General features: G+C 70.8%; 26 protein-coding genes. All 26 read right to left on the bottom strand.

Annotated features, from left to right (window positions below):
* Positions 1–61: 61 nt before the first annotated feature.
* Positions 62–706 carry a hypothetical protein gene (locus tag ACFY3I_RS40265; protein WP_390865913.1) on the bottom strand — a complete coding sequence of 215 codons (645 nt, stop codon included), beginning with the start codon at positions 704–706 and terminating at the stop codon, positions 62–64.
* 83 nt (positions 707–789) lie between these two features.
* On the bottom strand, positions 790–1,152 hold the full coding sequence (locus ACFY3I_RS40260; protein WP_390865912.1) for a hypothetical protein: 363 nt from the start codon (positions 1,150–1,152) through the stop codon (positions 790–792).
* 86 nt (positions 1,153–1,238) lie between these two features.
* The gene (locus ACFY3I_RS40255; protein ID WP_390865911.1) at positions 1,239–1,520 is read right to left on the bottom strand and encodes a hypothetical protein; all 282 of its coding nucleotides are present in this window, start codon (positions 1,518–1,520) and stop codon (positions 1,239–1,241) included.
* A 167-nt stretch (positions 1,521–1,687) separates the two neighbouring features.
* Positions 1,688–2,671, bottom strand: coding sequence for a hypothetical protein (locus ACFY3I_RS40250; protein WP_390865910.1), 984 nt, complete (start codon positions 2,669–2,671; stop codon positions 1,688–1,690).
* 194 nt (positions 2,672–2,865) lie between these two features.
* A complete protein-coding gene (locus ACFY3I_RS40245) occupies positions 2,866–3,468 on the bottom strand; it encodes a hypothetical protein (RefSeq protein WP_390865909.1) in 603 nt (200 codons plus the stop codon).
* Between the two features lie 96 nt (positions 3,469–3,564).
* Positions 3,565–4,083: a hypothetical protein gene (locus ACFY3I_RS40240; protein ID WP_390865908.1), complete on the bottom strand. Its 519-nt coding sequence runs from the start codon at positions 4,081–4,083 to the stop codon at positions 3,565–3,567.
* Between the two features lie 98 nt (positions 4,084–4,181).
* Positions 4,182–4,502 (bottom strand): hypothetical protein, encoded by a 321-nt coding sequence (locus ACFY3I_RS40235; protein WP_390865907.1) that lies wholly within the window; start codon positions 4,500–4,502, stop codon positions 4,182–4,184.
* A 544-nt stretch (positions 4,503–5,046) separates the two neighbouring features.
* Positions 5,047–6,513 (bottom strand): DUF2637 domain-containing protein, encoded by a 1,467-nt coding sequence (locus tag ACFY3I_RS40230; protein ID WP_390865906.1) that lies wholly within the window; start codon positions 6,511–6,513, stop codon positions 5,047–5,049.
* 269 nt (positions 6,514–6,782) lie between these two features.
* Positions 6,783–7,037, bottom strand: a complete 255-nt coding sequence (locus ACFY3I_RS40225; protein WP_390865905.1) for a hypothetical protein — start codon at positions 7,035–7,037, stop codon at positions 6,783–6,785.
* Positions 7,034–7,333, bottom strand: a complete 300-nt coding sequence (locus ACFY3I_RS40220) for a DUF6247 family protein (protein WP_390865904.1) — start codon at positions 7,331–7,333, stop codon at positions 7,034–7,036. The genes ACFY3I_RS40225 and ACFY3I_RS40220 overlap by 4 nt, the downstream gene beginning before the upstream one ends.
* Positions 7,330–7,638, bottom strand: coding sequence for a hypothetical protein (locus ACFY3I_RS40215; RefSeq protein ID WP_390865903.1), 309 nt, complete (start codon positions 7,636–7,638; stop codon positions 7,330–7,332). The genes ACFY3I_RS40220 and ACFY3I_RS40215 overlap by 4 nt, the downstream gene beginning before the upstream one ends.
* Positions 7,635–7,871: a pRL2-19 gene (locus tag ACFY3I_RS40210; protein WP_390865902.1), complete on the bottom strand. Its 237-nt coding sequence runs from the start codon at positions 7,869–7,871 to the stop codon at positions 7,635–7,637. Before ACFY3I_RS40210 ends, ACFY3I_RS40215 begins: the two co-directional genes overlap by 4 nt.
* Positions 7,868–8,485, bottom strand: coding sequence for a hypothetical protein (locus ACFY3I_RS40205; protein ID WP_390865901.1), 618 nt, complete (start codon positions 8,483–8,485; stop codon positions 7,868–7,870). Before ACFY3I_RS40205 ends, ACFY3I_RS40210 begins: the two co-directional genes overlap by 4 nt.
* Positions 8,486–8,795: 310 nt before the next feature.
* Positions 8,796–9,548, bottom strand: coding sequence for an NUDIX domain-containing protein (locus ACFY3I_RS40200; protein ID WP_390865900.1), 753 nt, complete (start codon positions 9,546–9,548; stop codon positions 8,796–8,798).
* A gap of 292 nt (positions 9,549–9,840) precedes the next feature.
* Positions 9,841–10,266: a hypothetical protein gene (locus ACFY3I_RS40195; RefSeq protein ID WP_390865899.1), complete on the bottom strand. Its 426-nt coding sequence runs from the start codon at positions 10,264–10,266 to the stop codon at positions 9,841–9,843.
* Positions 10,263–11,141, bottom strand: coding sequence for an AAA family ATPase (locus ACFY3I_RS40190; protein WP_390865898.1), 879 nt, complete (start codon positions 11,139–11,141; stop codon positions 10,263–10,265). Before ACFY3I_RS40190 ends, ACFY3I_RS40195 begins: the two co-directional genes overlap by 4 nt.
* Positions 11,142–11,251: 110 nt before the next feature.
* Positions 11,252–11,920, bottom strand: coding sequence for a histone-like nucleoid-structuring protein Lsr2 (locus ACFY3I_RS40185; RefSeq protein ID WP_390865897.1), 669 nt, complete (start codon positions 11,918–11,920; stop codon positions 11,252–11,254).
* On the bottom strand, positions 11,917–12,543 hold the full coding sequence (locus ACFY3I_RS40180) for a GGDEF domain-containing protein (RefSeq protein WP_390865896.1): 627 nt from the start codon (positions 12,541–12,543) through the stop codon (positions 11,917–11,919). Before ACFY3I_RS40180 ends, ACFY3I_RS40185 begins: the two co-directional genes overlap by 4 nt.
* Positions 12,540–12,845, bottom strand: a complete 306-nt coding sequence (locus ACFY3I_RS40175; RefSeq protein ID WP_390865895.1) for a WhiB family transcriptional regulator — start codon at positions 12,843–12,845, stop codon at positions 12,540–12,542. The genes ACFY3I_RS40180 and ACFY3I_RS40175 overlap by 4 nt, the downstream gene beginning before the upstream one ends.
* Positions 12,846–12,935: 90 nt before the next feature.
* The gene (locus ACFY3I_RS40170; protein ID WP_390865894.1) at positions 12,936–13,166 is read right to left on the bottom strand and encodes a hypothetical protein; all 231 of its coding nucleotides are present in this window, start codon (positions 13,164–13,166) and stop codon (positions 12,936–12,938) included.
* A gap of 258 nt (positions 13,167–13,424) precedes the next feature.
* Complete coding sequence (locus ACFY3I_RS40165) at positions 13,425–14,069, bottom strand: DUF6919 domain-containing protein (protein WP_390865893.1); 645 nt, start codon at positions 14,067–14,069, stop codon at positions 13,425–13,427.
* A gap of 164 nt (positions 14,070–14,233) precedes the next feature.
* A complete protein-coding gene (locus ACFY3I_RS40160) occupies positions 14,234–14,881 on the bottom strand; it encodes a hypothetical protein (protein ID WP_390865892.1) in 648 nt (215 codons plus the stop codon).
* Between the two features lie 20 nt (positions 14,882–14,901).
* Positions 14,902–15,174 (bottom strand): hypothetical protein, encoded by a 273-nt coding sequence (locus tag ACFY3I_RS40155; protein ID WP_390865891.1) that lies wholly within the window; start codon positions 15,172–15,174, stop codon positions 14,902–14,904.
* Positions 15,175–15,297: 123 nt separating this feature from the next.
* Positions 15,298–15,852, bottom strand: coding sequence for a hypothetical protein (locus ACFY3I_RS40150; RefSeq protein ID WP_390865890.1), 555 nt, complete (start codon positions 15,850–15,852; stop codon positions 15,298–15,300).
* Between the two features lie 122 nt (positions 15,853–15,974).
* Entirely contained in the window at positions 15,975–16,364 is a 390-nt protein-coding gene (locus tag ACFY3I_RS40145) for a hypothetical protein (protein ID WP_390865889.1), read from the bottom strand.
* A gap of 104 nt (positions 16,365–16,468) precedes the next feature.
* Positions 16,469–17,281 (bottom strand): hypothetical protein, encoded by an 813-nt coding sequence (locus ACFY3I_RS40140; RefSeq protein ID WP_390865888.1) that lies wholly within the window; start codon positions 17,279–17,281, stop codon positions 16,469–16,471.
* Positions 17,282–17,324: the final 43 nt, after the last annotated feature.

Raw genomic sequence — 17,324 nt, 5'->3', positions numbered from 1 at the left:
CGACGGGATTCCCACGCTTTTGCGCCCCGTCGGCCGCCTTGCTGTCTCCCGCCGGCGCGGGTCAGTCCTGCGGTGCGCCGAACCAATGAGGGATGGCCTCGACGCACTGGTGCAGCTCGTCGGCGGAGCCCTCGATCAGCGGTTCGGTATCGAAAGTGTCAGGGAACACGCGCCACCGGTCCGCCTGGGAGACCGGGCGGTTGATGTCGTTGTCCTCGAACGGGTCCTCGCCGTGAAGGGCGAGCAGCAGGCACCGGGCGTCCTCTTCCGCGGGGCTGTCGCCCTTCCGCTCGACGGTGATGACCAGCCACGCCTGTCCGTCGTAGAACTCGTAGTCAGCGATGATCCCCCGCTTCTCCAACGCCCGGAGGGCTTGCTGGCCGGCGGTGTCGTCGCCGCCCCACGGCATCCAGGGCCACAGGCCTCCGATCTCGTACAGCCCGTCGGGGCCCGGCGTGACGGTCTCTTCTCCCTCGTCCCCCCGGTGGCGCACGTCCCAGACGAACGCGAGGTCGGCTCCGCGCCACTCGGCCGTCAGCCCGCATCCCGCGTCGCCCTCGTTGAGGTCGAACGCGATCTTCTCGGCCACCCCCCGCGTGACGGCGATCTTGCCGTAGCTGTTCCACGAGGACGTGACCGGGCGCGCCGGATAGGGGCCGTGGGTCGTGCTGCCGTCGACGGTGAACAGTTGGTACCTGTCGTCCATGCTTCCTCCGCTGGTTGAGGTGTTCTCGGTGTGCTGCGGGGGAGCGGGATTCCCGCCCCGCTCCCCCACCGGATCGGCTTCGGTCACCCGGCCCGGTCGGCCCGGGCGTAGTTGTGGAAGTCGTCGGAAACGGGAAATTCGGTCGGCTCAGCGACCTGCGCGCATACCCAGGTGTCCACGGGGCCGGGCGTCGCCTCCCGGCCGCTGAGCCACCGGTAGATGTCGGGCGTGACCTCGAAGAGATGGCTGTTCTCGCCCGCGGCGTAGAACTCGGAGTTACCCCCGAACCCGTACTCGTCGACGTAGTCCCACACGCAGACCAGGTACGGGCCGCCCTCCTCGCGGATGCGACCGAAGACGCTCCGGATGTCGTCGTCGCTGTAGCCGTCCTCGAACCGGTTGCGCAGGTCGGCAATGAGGCCGTCGAGTCGCGGTGCGCTGGTCATCAGATAAGCCCTTCTTCGTTGAGGTTCGGTGGTGCCTGGGTGGGGGAGCGGGATTCCCGCCCACTCCCCCACCGGACTGGCGCCGGTCAGTCGTCTCCGTCGTCGTCCAGGTCCCGAACGGTCACGTTGCTGGCGTACTCGGTTCGCTCAAGGTCGGCCACGATCCCCCGGAAGCTCCGGCCCTTGGGGGCCGGGCTCGACAGGAAGATCCGCGAGACGGGATAGGTGATGGTGACCTCGTCGACCTCCGCGCTTACGACGTAGCCGTCCAGCGGGAGTTCGAAGGTCGCGCCCACGGTGACCGGCACGTCCGGCGCAGGTGCCTCGAAGTCGACCTGGGCGTACTCAATGACCAGGGTGAATATCACGTGTGCTCCTTGGGTGAGCCTGTGGCTTGCTTGCGGCCGGTTGCCGGGGCGGCGGGACCTGAGTCCCGCCGGCCCGGTCGGGTCAGTTGGTTCGGGTGAGGTGTTCGGCGTGGCGCCGTAACCGGGGGAGCGGATTCCCGCCCGCTCCCCCGCCGGGCCTGCGGTGGTCAGCGCTGGTGGAGTGCGGTGATGACGGCTACGAGGGCGGCGGTGTCCTCCTCGTAGCTGAGCTTGCAGCCGTGGGAGTCGTACAGGTCGAAGGACCCGGCGGGGCTCTCCACCTCGACGCGCCAACTCGCGTGGTCGCTGACGGGGTGACGGATGCTTCCGTCGTCGCGGATGCCGTTCGCTTTGCCCAGGGTGGTGCCGGTGAAGCGGAGGGTGCGGTCGTCATCGAGCCGGATGGAGACGAAGTCGATGCCGGAGTCCCAACTGGTGATGCCCTCGATGCCCGCGGCGCGGAGCTGGACCAGGGGGGCTTTCACCGCCTCGGCGTGCGTCCGGGCGGCGACCCATCGCGCGATGGCCTCGATGCAGTCCTCGACCTGCTCGGCGGGCGAGTCGATCAGCAGCCGCTGGTGGCCGCGTTCGTCGGTGACCACCGCAGCCCAGATCTGGCGGGCGGGGTCCGGGGCGCGGTCCACCGTCACCTCTCCGTCGCCGTTGGGGTCGTAGACGTAGAGCGCAACGTGTCCGGCCGCGTTGGGGTAGGCGTCGTCGGCCTGGTCACGGTCGATGACGAGCCAGGAATTGCCCGCATCCCGGTCGGTGGTCGCCTTGAGCCCGCGTGCCGCGAGGGCCCGGGTCGCGATGGCTTCGGCCGTCTCCCCGAGTGCCTGCGGCGGCACGCCGGGCCCGTCCTGGTCGGCGTGCTCACCGCCGTGCTGGACGATGAGGTCGCGGACGGCCTCGACGGGGACGTACGCGTAGTAGGTGCCCATCTCGCCGCCCTGGAGCCAGGCGTTGACGCTCGCGCCCCATGAGTCGGGGGCGGTGACGCCGGGCCACAGGTAGACCTGGGGGATGACGTCGCCGCCGGGCAGGGTCCGCAGGTTGATGTAGTTCCCGTCGCCGAGGCGGATGCGACCGAAGACGTCGCTGGTCCCGCCGGCCGTGAGGCTATCGAGCCGGGATGTGGTCGGAGTCGTCATCTGGTGCCCTTCACTGTTGAGGTGATCGGTGCGGCCCGGGGGCCCTGTTGCCGGTCCGGGATTCCCGCCCCGTTTCGACACTGCTAATTCAATCAAGTATTGACGTTCAGGTCAAGCCTCGATCGCAGCTCAGACGCCTTGTTCGAGCCCGCCGGACCCGGGTGGACTCCGGGCCCGGCGGGCGGGAGCGGCGGCTACTTCCCGTAGAGGGAGATCAGCTCGCGGACCTTCTCCTCACCGACGCACCCGGCGGGCGCCGGAGGGTTCAGCGATGCCGGGTGCCGGTGGATGCTCGGGTTCCGGCCGTTGTAGCGCCGCTGGTGCGACCAGTAGCGCGGGCCCTGCCAGCCGCACAACTGGCACTCCTGCCACTGGGGGTTGTCGCTGCCAGCAAAGCCGGTGAACGGCGTGAAGCGGAGCTGCCGCACCACGGCCGTGACTTCCTTCGCGGTCTTGATGTTGTTCGGGGTCTCCGGCATCCGCGGGTGCAGCAGGGGCACCGGCCCGGCGAGGACGGGCACGGGGGACGTCACGGCCTCCCTGGACATGACCGTGATGCGGCCGTTCGCGTACTCGTTGACCACGTGGGCCGCTGCCGCGTGCGCGGCGGCCTTGCGGACGCTGCGGTTTCCCGACTCGGGGCGGCCGAGGTTGATATCACCCTGGCTGGTGAGTGCGATCCAGTCGCGGTGCCAGCGGAAGACGGCGCCGATCACGACGTCGTCGCCGATCAGGACGGGGTAGCGGCACTCCCAGTCGGGTTCTCCGAGCCGGAATGCCAGGGTCGCTGTGGTCATGCGTCTCTCCTCGTTGAGGTGTTCGGTGGTGGGCAGCCGGGCCGGTGACGCGGGCGGGATTCCCGCCCCGCCCGTGTCACCGGCGGCGGCCGTAGGTCAGTGGCGGCAGGTGGGGGCGCCGTGAACCAGGCAGTCGTGCTGCATGTGGTGCGCGAACTCCAGGTGCTCCTTGCACATGCCGGGCGTCCACGGGAACGCCGGGGAGATCTGGAGGTAGGTGCATCGCTCGGGGTCCGCCTGGGCGGCCCGAGCGGTTTCCCAGCGGTCGTACAGCTCGCCGTCGCTGCCGCCGTCCGCGATGCGGATGGCGATCCACCCGATGTTGCCGCGCTTCAGGTGACTGTCGATCACCTCGCCCATGCGGGCAGCGGCATTGCCGACGGCGTACTCGCGCTCGGCGAGCCGGGCGGCGTGGGTGTTGCTGTCAGCGGTGAAGAGCAGGAGGGTGACGCGCCCTTCGACTTCGAGGCACTCGTCCACCAGCTCGTCCCACTGGAGCTGCCGCGCTTCCGGCTGGTCGGCCTGGCGCTCGACGTACACCACCTTGCGGGCCCTCGGGCTCTGGTCGTCGACGATGACGAGGAAGTTGGCGGCGGCCGGGCAGGGGTTCGTCATGAGGTTCCTTCGGCAGTTGAGGCTTCTCGGTGGGGCCGCCGGGGTGGGCGGGGATTCCCGCCCCCGCCCATCCCGGCGGAGATCTGTCGCGGCTGCGGCTACTGGTCCTGGGTGATGGCCAGGAGGAGCATCTCCCAGTCCGGGCCGCCCTTGGCGTGCACGAGACCGGCATACAGCCACGCCTTCTCCTCGTGGGTCAGGGCGCGAATGCCCTTCTCGGCGAGGTAGGTGTCGACCGCCATGAGCGGCTCGTCGGGGTAGCGGAAGCTGCCGTGCCGTCCGTGGATTCCGGCGGGCTCTCCGTCCTTCCAGAGCTGCACGATGTAGTAGCGGAGCCTCGGGTCGAAGACCGGCCGGAGTTCGGCCCCCTCGTCTTCGAGCTGGAGGTTGCCGCCGAGTGCATCGATGTCGAATTTCATGAGGGTGTCCGTTTCGTTGAGGATTCTCAGTGATGCCGGTCCGGGATTCCCGCCCCTTTCCGACACTGCTAATTTAATCAAGTTTTGGGGCCTGCGTCAAGCCAAACCCGCAGCTCAGACGGCCTTTTGAGGGTTCCACCCGGCGTCGGAACGCCACACGACCAGCCCGGTCGGGGTGGCTCCTCCGCGGTTGGGCAGGCGTCAGCCGACCACGGGCCGGGTCGGGGTGCCGGGCTCGCGCTTGCGCGACCGCCGCAGGCGGCTTGGCCTGGCGGCCCGGCGCGGGCCGTGGTCCCCTCGGGTGCCCGACCGCGGAGGGGTCGCCCCGGCCGACCCACCCACCGGCACCACCCACCGGCCGCAAGATCGTTTACAACCTGGCGGCCCCTCTGTGGGGGGTCCGGGGGTGTGGGGGGCGGAGCCCCCCGCGTCTCCACCGACGGCGGACACCCGGCAGGAACGCGGAACCCCCACCCTGTTGTGCCGGAACAACGGGGCGGGGGTGCCGGGTGACGCATTGTTGGGTCGACACAACGGCGACTGTTCAGCCGTTGTCCTCGCGCCACTCCTTCATCGCCTTGGACACGGTGGCGGGCGCGACACCGACTGCGGCCGCGAACTTCGCCTGCGAGGGCGGCGGCTGCTCGGCATCCTTCGCCCGGAGGTAGTCCTCCGCCAGGCGCCGGCGCCCGGCGCGGTCCTCGGTGTAGCGCTCGGCGGCCTGTTCGCGCCCCTCCCCCGCGGTGACCTCGGCGGCGTCTTCGCGGTACCCGTTCGCGCCGTTCACGGTCGGCGCGGCCGCGTACGCGGATGTGTTCGCGGTGAGGGATCCGGCGTTCGCGCCCACCAGTTCGCGGCCGTCGTCGCCTGCGGGACCGGCCGGGCGGTACGGGGCGGGAACGGTGCTCCTGACGACCGTCCGCGAGGATGCTGCTGCGGGTACCGTCGCGCGTTCGCGGTGCGATTCGCGCAGGTCAGAACCGATCGCCCGAGCCGGATCGGCGGCCGGGACCGGCAGGCGTTCGCTCGCCGGCTCCCAGGACGTTCGCGCTGTAGCCATGTCGATGAGGGGACCGTTCGCGGCCGCCGGGTTCGTCGACATGTCGTTCACGGGTCCCGCCTCCTCGACGTACGCACCGTCGTTCGCGCCGTTCGCGGGTCGGGCGCCAAGGGCACGGGTTTCGGGGGCAGCGTTCGCACTGTTCGCGGTGAGCGCGGGGGCAGCGTTCGCGGCCGACAGGTCGGCGTTCGCGATCAGGTGGGCGGGGATCGACAGGCCTCGGGTTGCGTCGCGCATGGCGCGCAGCTCGAACGGCCGGGCCTTCTTCTTCCATCCCCTGCCGTACTTCTCGCGCAGTTCGTCGCGCAGGGTGAGCCGGTCCCGCTCCAGGTCCAGCGCGGCGGAGCGTGTGTAGACCTCCCACAGACGCATGCGCCGCCACACGCCGAATGTGGAGATCGGGGCGAGGACCCAGCGGGCGATCCCGAGCGGCTCGTACTCGTGGCCGTCGGCGATGCGGGCCCGGCGGGCGATGGCCCGGCGCATGGCTTCGGTGATGACCACGACCAGGCCTGGCATCGTGGCGTGCGCGGCGGCTTCGACGTAGTCCATCCATCCGGCGGAGCCGTCCGCCGGCCAGCCGCTGGCCGCGTTGAAGACCACGGTGGCGACGGTGAGCACCCATGCGAACCATCGCAGGATCGGGGCGGGGGCTCGGATGGCGCACAGGAAGAGGTCGGCGGCAATGAGGCCGATGATCCCGACGTCGATGCCGACGGGGAAGACGTAGCTGAACCAGTCCCAGCCCCAGGTGATCGCGAGGTCGCGCACCGAGCGGTAGGAGCCGGTGAAGCCGATGGCGGCCAGGGCGGCCGCGTTGACAGCGACGACGACGGCTGCGGCTTTCAGGCCGCCGCGAATGGGCACGAGGACGTCGGCGTCCGCGGCGGCACGGCTGGGGCGTACCGGCGCGGTCAGCTCGGGCACGGGCTCCGCGTACGGCACGGTCACAACGACTCCTTCAACTCGGCAGGGCGATCAGCACCGTACGCCGAAGTGGGATCGCGTGAGTAAGGAGAGGAAGTCCCGAGCTGCGGAGACTGCTTCCGAAATTCGCGAGTGGATTCATTCCGGACGAAACGCCGTCCGGTTGTCGCCGACCGCTCCGCTCTCCCGAATGCGAGCGAGCCGGGGAGTCACCCAGATTCGGGTGACTCCCCGGCCCTCTCCTCGGCCGCCCGCGCCTCCGTGCCAGCCAGACGCTTGGGGGCTTCCGGGAGCTACCCGGCCCAGACGATGTCCAGCACGTAGAGGTACTGGCGCGGCTCGTTGACGAAGTAGACGACGGTGAGCGGGCCGATGTCGGCGCGACGCAGATCTCGCCCTTCGGGGTCGGTCGCGTCCCATTGATTCCATCCCCAGGGCTGGCGGGAGGCGATGTCGAGCACGTCGCGCACCATCTCCTGCACTTCCGGCGGGAGCTGGACCAGAACGTCGGAGGCCTTCGGGGACAGGCGGGCGGGCCAGGCCGTCACCCGCGCGCCCCGAGGATGTCCTCCAGCGGGACACCGTCGGAAGTGTCCTTACCGCCTGCGAGGAAGGCGGCGACGGCGGGAGCGGTGTCCAGGCGCCCGGTCCACTCTCGGATCGTGTCGTGCAACGGGGTCAGGTCGAAGGTCTGTCGGGCCGTGTCGAGCGCGTGGTTCCAGTCCCGCTCGAAGGCGGGCGTCCACGCTTCGGCACGGTCGTGAGCAGCGATCCGCCGACGCAGCAGGGCGGCGGCCGCGGGGGTCGGCGGCGGTGCGGGCTGATGGACGGGCTGAGCGGTCATCGGGCAGATCCTTCCGGCGTCTGGGTTCGAGTGTGGCGGGCGGCGGCCAGGGAGTCGAGAAAGGCGTCACAGGCCTCGGCGAACAGGGTGGTGAACGGCTCCCCATCACCCTCGGCCTGCTGGCACTCCCACAGGGCCGCTGCCACGAGGTCGGCGAGCTGCTCCTCGTGGTCGTCCGCGAGCTCCACCACCGTGCCGGTCGCGCACCGCGGGACGCGGCGGTGGAGCCAGTCGGGCAGGGCCCCGGGGCCGGGGTGGCAGACCTGCAAGGCGGCGTAGAGGGGGCCCGGGAGGCGGACGCTCACGCGTCGCGTACCTCGATCCCGGCGTCGCCGCCGGGAGGGCGGGCGACGACGGACAGCCGCATCGTGGTGGGGTCGAGCGGGGCGAGCTGTACGGCGTGGTGGGCGCCGCTTCCGTCGCCCAGGGCGTCGGCCTCGAAGGCGGACGTGGGCAGGTCCATGCTGCCGCCGTGGTGCATCAGGACGGCGATCAGCATGGCGTGCGACATGTCGGCCGGGGACAACTGGCCGCTCACCACTGGCCGCCCTCGTCGCCGATCAGCTTCGCGATGCGCGGACTGGCCTCCCTGTTGATGTGGCGCACGGCGACGGCGATGGCCTGTTTGGCGTCGTCGATGAGCAGTTCCTCAACGGGCCACTTCCCAGAGGGCTGGTGCAGGGTCCAGCCGCCGGCGGGCAGGCGCAGGGTGGCGGAGAGCAGCAGTGCAGGCTTCGAGTCGTCCTCGGGGTCATGTAGCGGCAGGTGGTTGCCGTCGAAGGACGCGTACCGGTCGGGCTCCCAGTCGCGCATCACGTACGGCGGGCGGACGCCGGGGGCGAGCTGGGCGTGCTGGACGGGGGTCTCGATCAGGAGGAGGAGGCTGCGGTCGTGCTGGGACTGAGTGAGGCGGACAGAGCGGAGGTCGGGGCGGATGCGGACGTATCCGGGGGACATGACCGGGCCGGTGGCGACGTTCCAGGCCCACGCGAGGAAGGCGGCCGGGTCGGTACGGTCCTCGTCCCACAGCCCGTCCATGTGCTGGGTGAGGTAGCGGCCGAAGCGGGAGTCGAGCGGCGCTCCGGTGTCGCCCATTTCGCGGTCGTAGTCGTCGGCGACGGCGACGAGGGCAGTGCTGGACCAGGCGGTCACGGTGTGGGCTCCTCGGGGGTATCGGTGGCGGGCATGGTGGTCTCGCTTCCTGTCGACTCGCTCACCGAAGCGTCCGGCTCCCGCCGAGTGCGGAGTTCGGACGCCTGCCGGTCTATCGCTGCGCGGATAGCCGTGCGGAGGTCGGGCGTCTCCGGCCTGTGTGCGCGGACGATCGCGCGGAGTTCATCCACTCTGGCCTTACTCATGCGCTTCCCTTCGTGGCAGAGCCCGGGGCCCTCGGCCCCGGGCTCATGCTGTCGTGCTGCACAGACAGTGGGGACGGGATCGGGTACTTCCCGCCCAGTCGGGGCTACTTGGCGAGGTGATCGAGCGCGCGCTGCAGCAGGGGCCGGTGAGCGGCGTACAGCGTCCGTCCGGCGGCCGTGACTGCGGCGTCCAGCTGGTCGAGCGAGCCGAACGGGTACCAGTTGGCGTCCAGGGCGTCGTCGGCGGCGACGGCGGTCACCGTGGCGGGCAGCAGGTAGAGGGCGCTGGTGGAGGCGACCCACGCTCGATCCGTGTTGCGCCAGTCGTCCACGAGGTCCTGCCCGAGGATGACCGGCGGGTGGTCGGAGAGGTCGACGCCGGTCTCTTCGCGCAGCTCGCGGACCAGGGTCGCCGGGGCGGTCTCGCCCGGGTCGACCATGCCTCCCGGGATGGCCTCCACCCCGATGTCGTTTCGGGTGATGAGCAGGACCTGGCGCCGGGCGCCGCGGCCCGCGACGACGATCGGGTCCGCGGCCGCGTTCTCGGCCCACTTCCCGAGGTTCCGGCCGGTGCGGCCGGTGCGGCCCTGCGGGTTGAGGGGCCAGCCCTGCGCGTCCAGCTCGAAGGGGACCAACGCGCTGGACCGGCGGAGGTCCCAGTCGCTCACGTCGGTCGGTTTCACGGCGGCCTCGGCCCAGTCGGGCACCTGCCGGGCCAGTGAAGCGGGCCGCAGCTCGGGCGGCGTGATGTCCGCCGGCGCGTACTGCGGCCAGTTCACCGACCAGTGGCGCCGGTCGTCGGGCACGGTCACGCCGGGGTGGTCGACCGGGGCGTAGCCGTCAGGATCGAGGGTCATGACGTCAGTACGGGGCTCGTTCATGTTTCTCCTGGTCAGGGCTCCTGTGTGCGACGCCAGAGCGGGGCTTCAACGCTCTGACACTGCTAATTCAATCAACTTATGCGGAGCGTGGCAAGCCCGGTCCGCACTCAGGCCTTCTGCAACTCGTGGCCGTGGCAGAGGACCGGGCCGATCAACGGGCCGATCCCGACGACGGTCCACCGGCCCTCGGTGAGGGGCCCGGGGGCCACCTCGTCGACGATCCGCCCGGTCTTGCCGACGGCCCATGTCGCGTCCTTCCGTGAGCGGGTCAGGTGCCGGGCTGACCGGCGGCGGTCCAGGCGGCGTACTCCTGGCGGACGTACGGACGTTGTCCGGGGTCGAACTCGATCGACATCGGGCCGTGCGGTCCGGCGACCAGTCGCGCGTTGTCTCGATCGAAGGCGGCGAGACGGAATGCGGCCTTGTTGGCGAAGCCGCGGGCTCCGTGGGCGGGGTCGTCGATGGCCATGCGGTCCAGGAGGGCCGCCCGGCGCAACAGGTAGATGCGCTCTGCGAGGGCCCCGTCCGCCGCAGACGGGACGACGACCACTCCACGGCGGCGGCCGTCCCGGGCAGCGCCCAATGCCATGACGTCGTACATCTCCTGGCGCAAGTCGGGGGCAGCGGCGTAGGCCACGTCGGGAGTCGGCGCGTCGAATCCGTCGCCCGTGTCGGGGTTCGTCGCGGTACTCACACCGCCTCCCGGGTGGTGGCGCCAGCGGAGCAGCGGTCGCACCGCACGATGTCCTCGGGGAAGTCGTCGTCGTAGACGGCGAGGAGGTCCATCGGGCTGCGTACCGGCACCCAGGCCGGGCCGGAGCAGCCTCCCAGGCACGGCACCTGCGCCTCGAATCCCCAGTCCATCGGGTCGGGGAACCATGTGCGGTAGGCAACGACGATCTCGTCGCCGCCGACTGTGAGGGCGCCGATCGGGTCGTGGTTCGGGCGCAGGTGCGTCCAGTGGAAGGCCTGTGCCAGGTCTTCGCCGAAGAACCGGCGGGCCAGTACCCGGCGGGCGTGCTCGGTGTGGTCGCCCTCGACCTGGTGGTCGGCGTGGATGCGCTCGGCGGACCGCTGGAGCAGCGGTCGCAGCCGCATCAGCCGGTCGTCGGTGACGACGTGGTCGAAGCCTTCGGCGTGCAGGCCCGGCCGGGCGAGGCTGATCTGCCGGTACTGGCGTCGAATTTCGCCGTCGGGGACGCGCCGGTTGTCCGGGCGGCGGGCGTTGCGGGCCAGGCACTGGCGCAGCGGCGTGGTCATCACCACGGCGGCTGCGGGCAGTCCGTGTGCGTGGGCGGCCTCGATCAGACGCTTCCTGACGTCCGCCCGGCTGTTCGTGGCGTCGACGACGCACGTGAGTCCGCGGGCAAGACGGCGCTCCAGGACGGCGTCCAGCAGGAACACCGCGTCGGCGGTGGCCTCCTGGTCGCCCGCGTCGCCGGAGACGGTCCACCTGTAGGAGTCGAGTCCCAGCCGGTAGTCGGCGGGCCAGGTGCGGGCGAGGGTCGACTTGCTTGAGCCGCTCGCGCCGATCAGCACGATCACGGACGGTTCGGGGATCGGGTTCATGTCGGGGATCTCTCCTGGGTCTTGGGTTCGGAGGGCCCCAGGGGCGGCCGGTGTGGTCCTGGCCGGGATGGCGGCCGCGCCCCGGGGGTCGTGCGGTGCGTGCGGGTCGGTCAGCTGACGGCGGCCAGTCGCGGCGCGTCCTCGCGCTGGCGCCAGGCGTCCAGGACCTTCTTCGGGATCTGGCCCCGGTCCGGCACGGCGTAGCCGTGCTCGCGGCCCCAGGCCCGGACGACGCTGGGCTCGTAGTCCCGCTCCTGCCGCTTGCGCTTGGTGCCGGCGGGCTCGGGCTGGAGCGTGTTCTTGCGGGCGCGCAGTCCGGCGAGGCGTTCCTCCAACTGCTTCTCCTCGCTGGAGATCTGCTCCAGCTCGGCGTCGACGGTGCGGCGCTCGAAGAGCGCGGCAAGGACGGCGGCGGCCTGCTCTCCGTCGGTACGGACCTTGGTGTCGTCGTGGGCGGCGGCCCACGTCAGCAGGTCGGCGACCTCGGGCAGGGACTCGGTGATCTGTGCGAGCGCCGGGGCCGGGACGGGCTGTCCGGGGCCCTGCTCGGTGGCGATGATGGCGGTGACCTCCTCCTGGGGGACGTCTAGGTCCGCGGAGATCTGCTCGGGGGTTCGGCCGTCCCGGTGCATGGACCGGATCACGGCGTCGTAGGCGTTCACCTGGGTGTTCTCCTTGCTGTGGGGGTGGATGCGACGGGGCGGAAGCTGGGGGGCGGGTGGCCGGACGACCTCCGGCTGCTCCTCGTCCAGGAGGCGCCGGAGTGCGGCGATGGTCATGCCGCGAGGTGCAGGCGCTGCGGGAGGCTGCGCAGGGCGGCGAGCGCCGGGGCCAGCAGCAGGCGGCGGCCGCGGCGGGTGCGGCCCTTGATCCGGTACATGGCCTGGTCGGCGGCGGTGAGCGCGGCCGTCAGGGTCGGCTCGGGAAGACTGGTGAGCCGGGCGGCACCGATGGAGGCGCCGACCGTGAGCGTCACGCCCCTGTGCTCGACGGGCTCGCGCAGCAGCTCGGCGAGGTCGGCGAGCCGGTCGTCCAGGCGAGCGTCGTCCTCGACGACAGCCACGAACTCGTCTCCCCCGAGCCGCCCGGCAACTCCGTGGGCCCCGCACCAGGCGGTCAGCCGCCTTCCCACCGCCGCGAGAACGGCGTCGCCGGCCGCGTGACCGTGCACGTCATTGACGGGCTTGAAGCCGTCCAGGTCCGCAAGGAGAACCGCGGCGCGGGGGCGGCGGCGAATGATCCGCTCGGCCCGGCTGGTCCATCCGTCGCGGGTCCACAAGCCGGTGAGCGGGTCGTGGCGGGAGCGGTCCAGACGCCGGTGGAGGCGGCTGGCGTGCAGCGCCCAACCGGCAGCCAGGACGGGCACGGTGAGGGCCTGGGTGATGTCCACCGGGTTCGTCATGCCGACTGCTTCATCGCGTTGCGGCGCACGGCGTTGCGCTCGGAACGTCCCATGCCGCCCCAGACGCCGAAGACGGTCAGTTCCGGGTTGGCCAGAGCCCACGCACGGCACTCGATCAGGACGGGGCACGTGTTGCAGAACAGCTTGGGAGGACCGGCGTTCACGCCCTGCTCGGGGAACCAGAAATCCGGGTCCTGGCGGCACGGCTCGTCACCGGTCATCTCCGGGAAGGGCACCGACACGTCGGCCGCCAGGGGAATCACGATGCCCGGAGTCGGCTTTCCGTCTGCGTTCTGGGTCATGATGGGCACTGCCCTTTCCTCTATTGGGGGTTCGGGTGGCCCGGGGCGGGCGACCTGCTTGGTCGTGGTGCCGCCCGCCCCGGGGCGAAGTCAGAACAGGGAACAGACCTGGTCGTGCCAGACGACCTTCATCGCCGCGACGTCGGCGTGCGCCTGCCTGCGGTGCCGGATAGCGCGGTCGGTGTCGACGTCCGTGCGGACCTGGTCGACGACCTCTCCTCGGCTGCGGAATCCGGCTGACGGGTACGTGAAAACCTGGACGCCCGTCTGCGGCTGCTGGCCGGGCAGGATGGTCGGGATTCCGATCTCCCAATAACCCATGGCGTCCACCTCCTTCTCTCTGTTTCGGATACCGGGGCTGTCCCGGCTCCCCTTGCCGCCCCGCTCCCCCGGGCCGGGCGTGGCGGCGCGGGCAGCCGTCAGCGGCGTCGGCCCGCCTGCTAGGAATGGCCGCAGGCGCACGGGCCGTTGCAGAAGCACCCCCCGCACCTGGGACAGCCGTAGCCGGACCCCGCGCCGCAGCCGCATGGTGTGTTCGAGACCTGGGCCAGCAGCCACAGCACAGTGGTGATCACGGCGTCAGCCCTCCTTGGTGCGCGTCGGGGCCACGGCGCCGGCGGACACCTGGCCGATCACCGAGTTCAGGACCTCCCACACCCGCTCTCCGGCAGCGACGCCGTACTCGGGGGCGGCGATGGTGACCCGTACGGAGCGGAAGACGTCGTTGAGGGCTCCGATGCCGATGCCCCGCCAGATGGTGTGCCGCAGGTTCCAGTCGTCGATGTATCCGCCGAAGCCGGTGTGGGGCTTTCCGCCCCGCAGGGTGACGACGATGCCCTTCTCACCGGTGTCCATCGTGTCGGCGACCTCGTACTCCAGGCCCGCCTTCCCAGCTGCTTCGACGAGGGCGCGTCGCAGGTCTCCGTCACAGACAAAGCCTTCAACGGCGGCCCTTTGCTGCCAGATCCGACCGTCGTACGCCTTCACCGGGTCGAAGCCGGGCTGGGAGGCGATGGTGACGTATCCGGCGCGGTTGGCGGCCGCGAGTGTCGGGATCAGCTCGTGCGTCTCTTCGTCGGGCCCCCAGTTGGGCTGGTAGCCGGGCCAACTGGCGACGTGCCCCTCCAGCCAGAGGGCCATGAGCCCTCCAAGTTGACCGAGGTTCTGTGCCGCCTTCCAGCGGTTCCGGTCGAGGCGGCTCATCCAAGGCAGTCGGATCTTCACGGTTGGCTCCCTTCCGGCTCAGTGGCCGACGGTCAGGTACGGGATGAGGACGAGGAGGCCCACGACCGCGAGCGCGATCAGGATGGGGAGGAATTCGTTCTTGAACACGCTGCTTCTCCGATTGGTGAGGTGATCCGGCAGATAGCCGGACAACGGTGGGAGGTTCAGGCCGTGCGGCGCTCGTCGCCGGCGTCCTTGACGACGTGCAGGGGCGGGAGCTGGCCGGAGGCGCGGAGCATGGCGATCGGGTCGAGCGGGCCGCTGGCGAGAGCGGCGCGGTGGGCGATGGCCTCCTCGATGGCAGCGGCGGCCGCGGTCTGCTCGCGGGCCACCTCGATCCGGGTGTTGGCGTCGATCTTGGCGATGGTGATGTCCGCGGTTCGGTCGACCTGGAGCGCGGCCATCTCGTTCGCGTACGCGGTGGCCACACGGCGGTCGTCGCGGCGGGAGCGGGCGATCAGGATGCTGGACGCGATGACGGCGACGATCCAGATGATCAGGGCCGGTGCGATCGGGTCGGAGTAGACGCCGACCGACAGGGCGCCGAAGGTCAGCGCCATCGAGGAGAAGACGGCGGTGGCGGTCTCCTCCTCGTTCCTGAGGGCGAAGAATCCGGAGGCGGCCCCGAAGGCCAGCATCAGCCCAGCGGCTCCGACGCTGTGCTCGGCGCCCTGGGCGTTCCAGATCCGTGCCAGGGCCAGCAGCGTGCCGGCGGCCACGGTGGTGCCCGCGTAGGCGCGGTGCTCGCTCAGGAACTCGGTGGGACTCTGCGGCGCGGGCATCTGGCCGGGGGCCGAAGGCTGCTTGGACATCGGGGCTCCTCGCGGGTGGTTCAGTCGGTGGTGTCGGTCTTGGCCCGGGCGGCGGCCTGGGCACGGTGCTCGATGAGCTGGCGCCGGACGTACTCGCGCTTGTAGTCGATGGCCTCGCAGGCCTCGGTCTGCTTGACCTCGCCCCTGTCGATCGCTGCGGCCACGTCGGCCCAGAAGTCGAACTCGGCGTCGGCCTTGCGCAGGTCGCGGGTGGTCTTCGCGGCCGCGAGGCGCTGCTGCACCTGCTGTACGCGCTGGGCTTCGGCGGCCTTGGCGGCGTCGGGCTTCGGCATGTTGGGGTGCTCCTTCGGGATGGGGGAGGATGGGTTCTCCTCCTGCTCCGTTCTGGAGCGGGTTCGGGGCCCGGGGCGGCCGGTTAATTCCTTGGCCGGGATGGCGGCCGCCCCGGGGCAAAGTCACTCGTCGTCGTCGCGGTGACCGAGGGAGTTGGCGGCGCGGGAGAGCAGCGCTTCGGTCTCCTCAAGGGCCGCCGCCTCGTCCGGCTTACCGTTCTCGGCGTACTTGACGCTCAGCAGCCCGACCAGCCCGCGCAGGGCAGGCACTACCTTGCTGGCCTGCAGGGCGATGCTGGTGTCGTCCAGATCGGCACCGTTGAGGAGATCCCTGGTGGTTGCGTCGATCTGCTGGGCGACGTCCCACAAGTCGTCACCGTCGCGGCTGTCGGGGTCGATCCGGTCAGCGAAGCCGTACGCGAGGCCCCGAATTGTGTGGGCGGCACCGAACGCGGCCAGGATCAGCACCACGGCCATGCCGAAGGTGACGTTCAGGACCGGGGCGAACACGACGATGTAGGTGTTGATGCTCCAGGCGACGACCCCGGCGCCGGTCACGACGATGGTGAGGGTTCCGGTGTGGTCGCCCAGCAGGCGCATGCCGTGGGTGATGTGCTGTCGGGTTCGCAGGGCGCGGCCGTCGTTGACGGCGGAGTTCAGGTGCTGGGCCATGGTCATGGGCGAGGTTCCTTCCCGTCGGTGCGAGGCCCTGGCCGGGCTCACACTCTTAGAATGCCTACTTTTTGTAGGCCTGTCTAGCGTGTGCCCACTATTTGTAGGCTATTTTTTGTTTCTGCTGGTCAGGCGGCGTTGGCGACCGGGATGGCGGGGACGGGGATCGTGGCGGTGGCGGCGGCCGCGAGGCGGGCGACGAGTGCGTGCGCGAACTCGCTGGCCTCGACCAGGGCGTCGGCGAGGTCGGCGTCGCCGAGCGCCAGGGCGGTGGTGGTCAGCGCGTCCAGGTAGAGGGCCATGTCGTAGGCGTCGCCGCGCAGGTCGATCAGACCGGGCTGGTAGGCGGCCGGGGTGGGGAGGGCGGCGGCGTCGGCCAGGTGCTCGGGCCCGCGCTGGTCGGTCAGTTGACCGATCTGCCGGTCAAGCGCGGTGACGAGCTGCTCGGTGGTCTCGTGCGCCTGGGTCCTGCCGGTGAGGCGGGCGGCGAGGGCGGTGAGCTTGCCGGGCACGTTCACGGTGACTCCTTCGTCGTGGGGAATCCGGCCGAGTTGACCGGGCGTTGCCGCCGAGTTCCGAAGTCCGGGAGTTACAGAGTTCGGAACCAGCGGGAGCGCCGGGGCTACTCGCTGGCGGCGGGGCGGCGGACTTTGCCCTGGCGGGCGCGCTCTGCACGACGTTCGGCGTCCGCGAGTGCGGCGGCGGCCGGTCCGCCGCACTCGGTGCAGGGAATCGAGATGCCGGGTGCGGTGATCTGGCCGCTGTCTTCGCAGACCAGGCACTTCGGGCCCTTCTCGGGGGCCTGGACGCCGTAGGCCTTGCGGTAGGCGGAGATCGGCGGCGTTTTCGGGGGCTTGGGTGCGGGGCGCCGGCGGGAGGCCTTGACCGGCTCGACGCCTCCGGCCTGCATGACCCATGCCGTACGCAGGGCGGCGGCCACCGGGCGCATCGCCTCGCTGCGCACTCGCTTGCCGACCTGCTTCTTGGCCTTGCGGAACTTCCGCCGGAGGTTCGCCTTTGCCTTGCGCTTGCCGTACTTGGCGACCTCGACCGCGGCGCCGCGCAGATCGTTGACGTAGTCGATCGGCGGGGGCGGTTCCTCGCCGAATCCGGCCTGGATCAGCCACAGCCAGTCGGACTCCCTCTGTCCGGCTTGGAAGCGGCAGTAGGCCATCCAGTGCGAGACCGCGACGCGGGGCTCAACCCAGATGTGGCCGACCGGGCAAGCAGCCTCGACCGCCAGGTCCACGGCAGTCTTGAACGCCAGCCGCAGGCCGGTCTCGGCTTCACACACCGGGCAGACGATTACGGTCTGGATCCACGCCTGGCGCCAGGCGTGCGCGGGGTCCTCGACGACGACGCGGAAGCGGCGCTCGAAGGACAGGTAATGGTCGCCTCCGTCGGGGTTGAGGCCACGCCACGGGCGGATCGGCATCGGATCTCCTCGGGGAACATTCGTGATCTTCCGGACGTAACGG

Origin of the sequence: Streptomyces sp. NPDC001068 (assembly GCF_042897315.1) — a bacterium.
Taxonomy (GTDB): domain Bacteria; phylum Actinomycetota; class Actinomycetes; order Streptomycetales; family Streptomycetaceae; genus Streptomyces.
The sequence above is the reverse complement of the archived record's forward strand: the minus strand, read 5'-3'. Positions and strand labels throughout refer to the sequence as shown.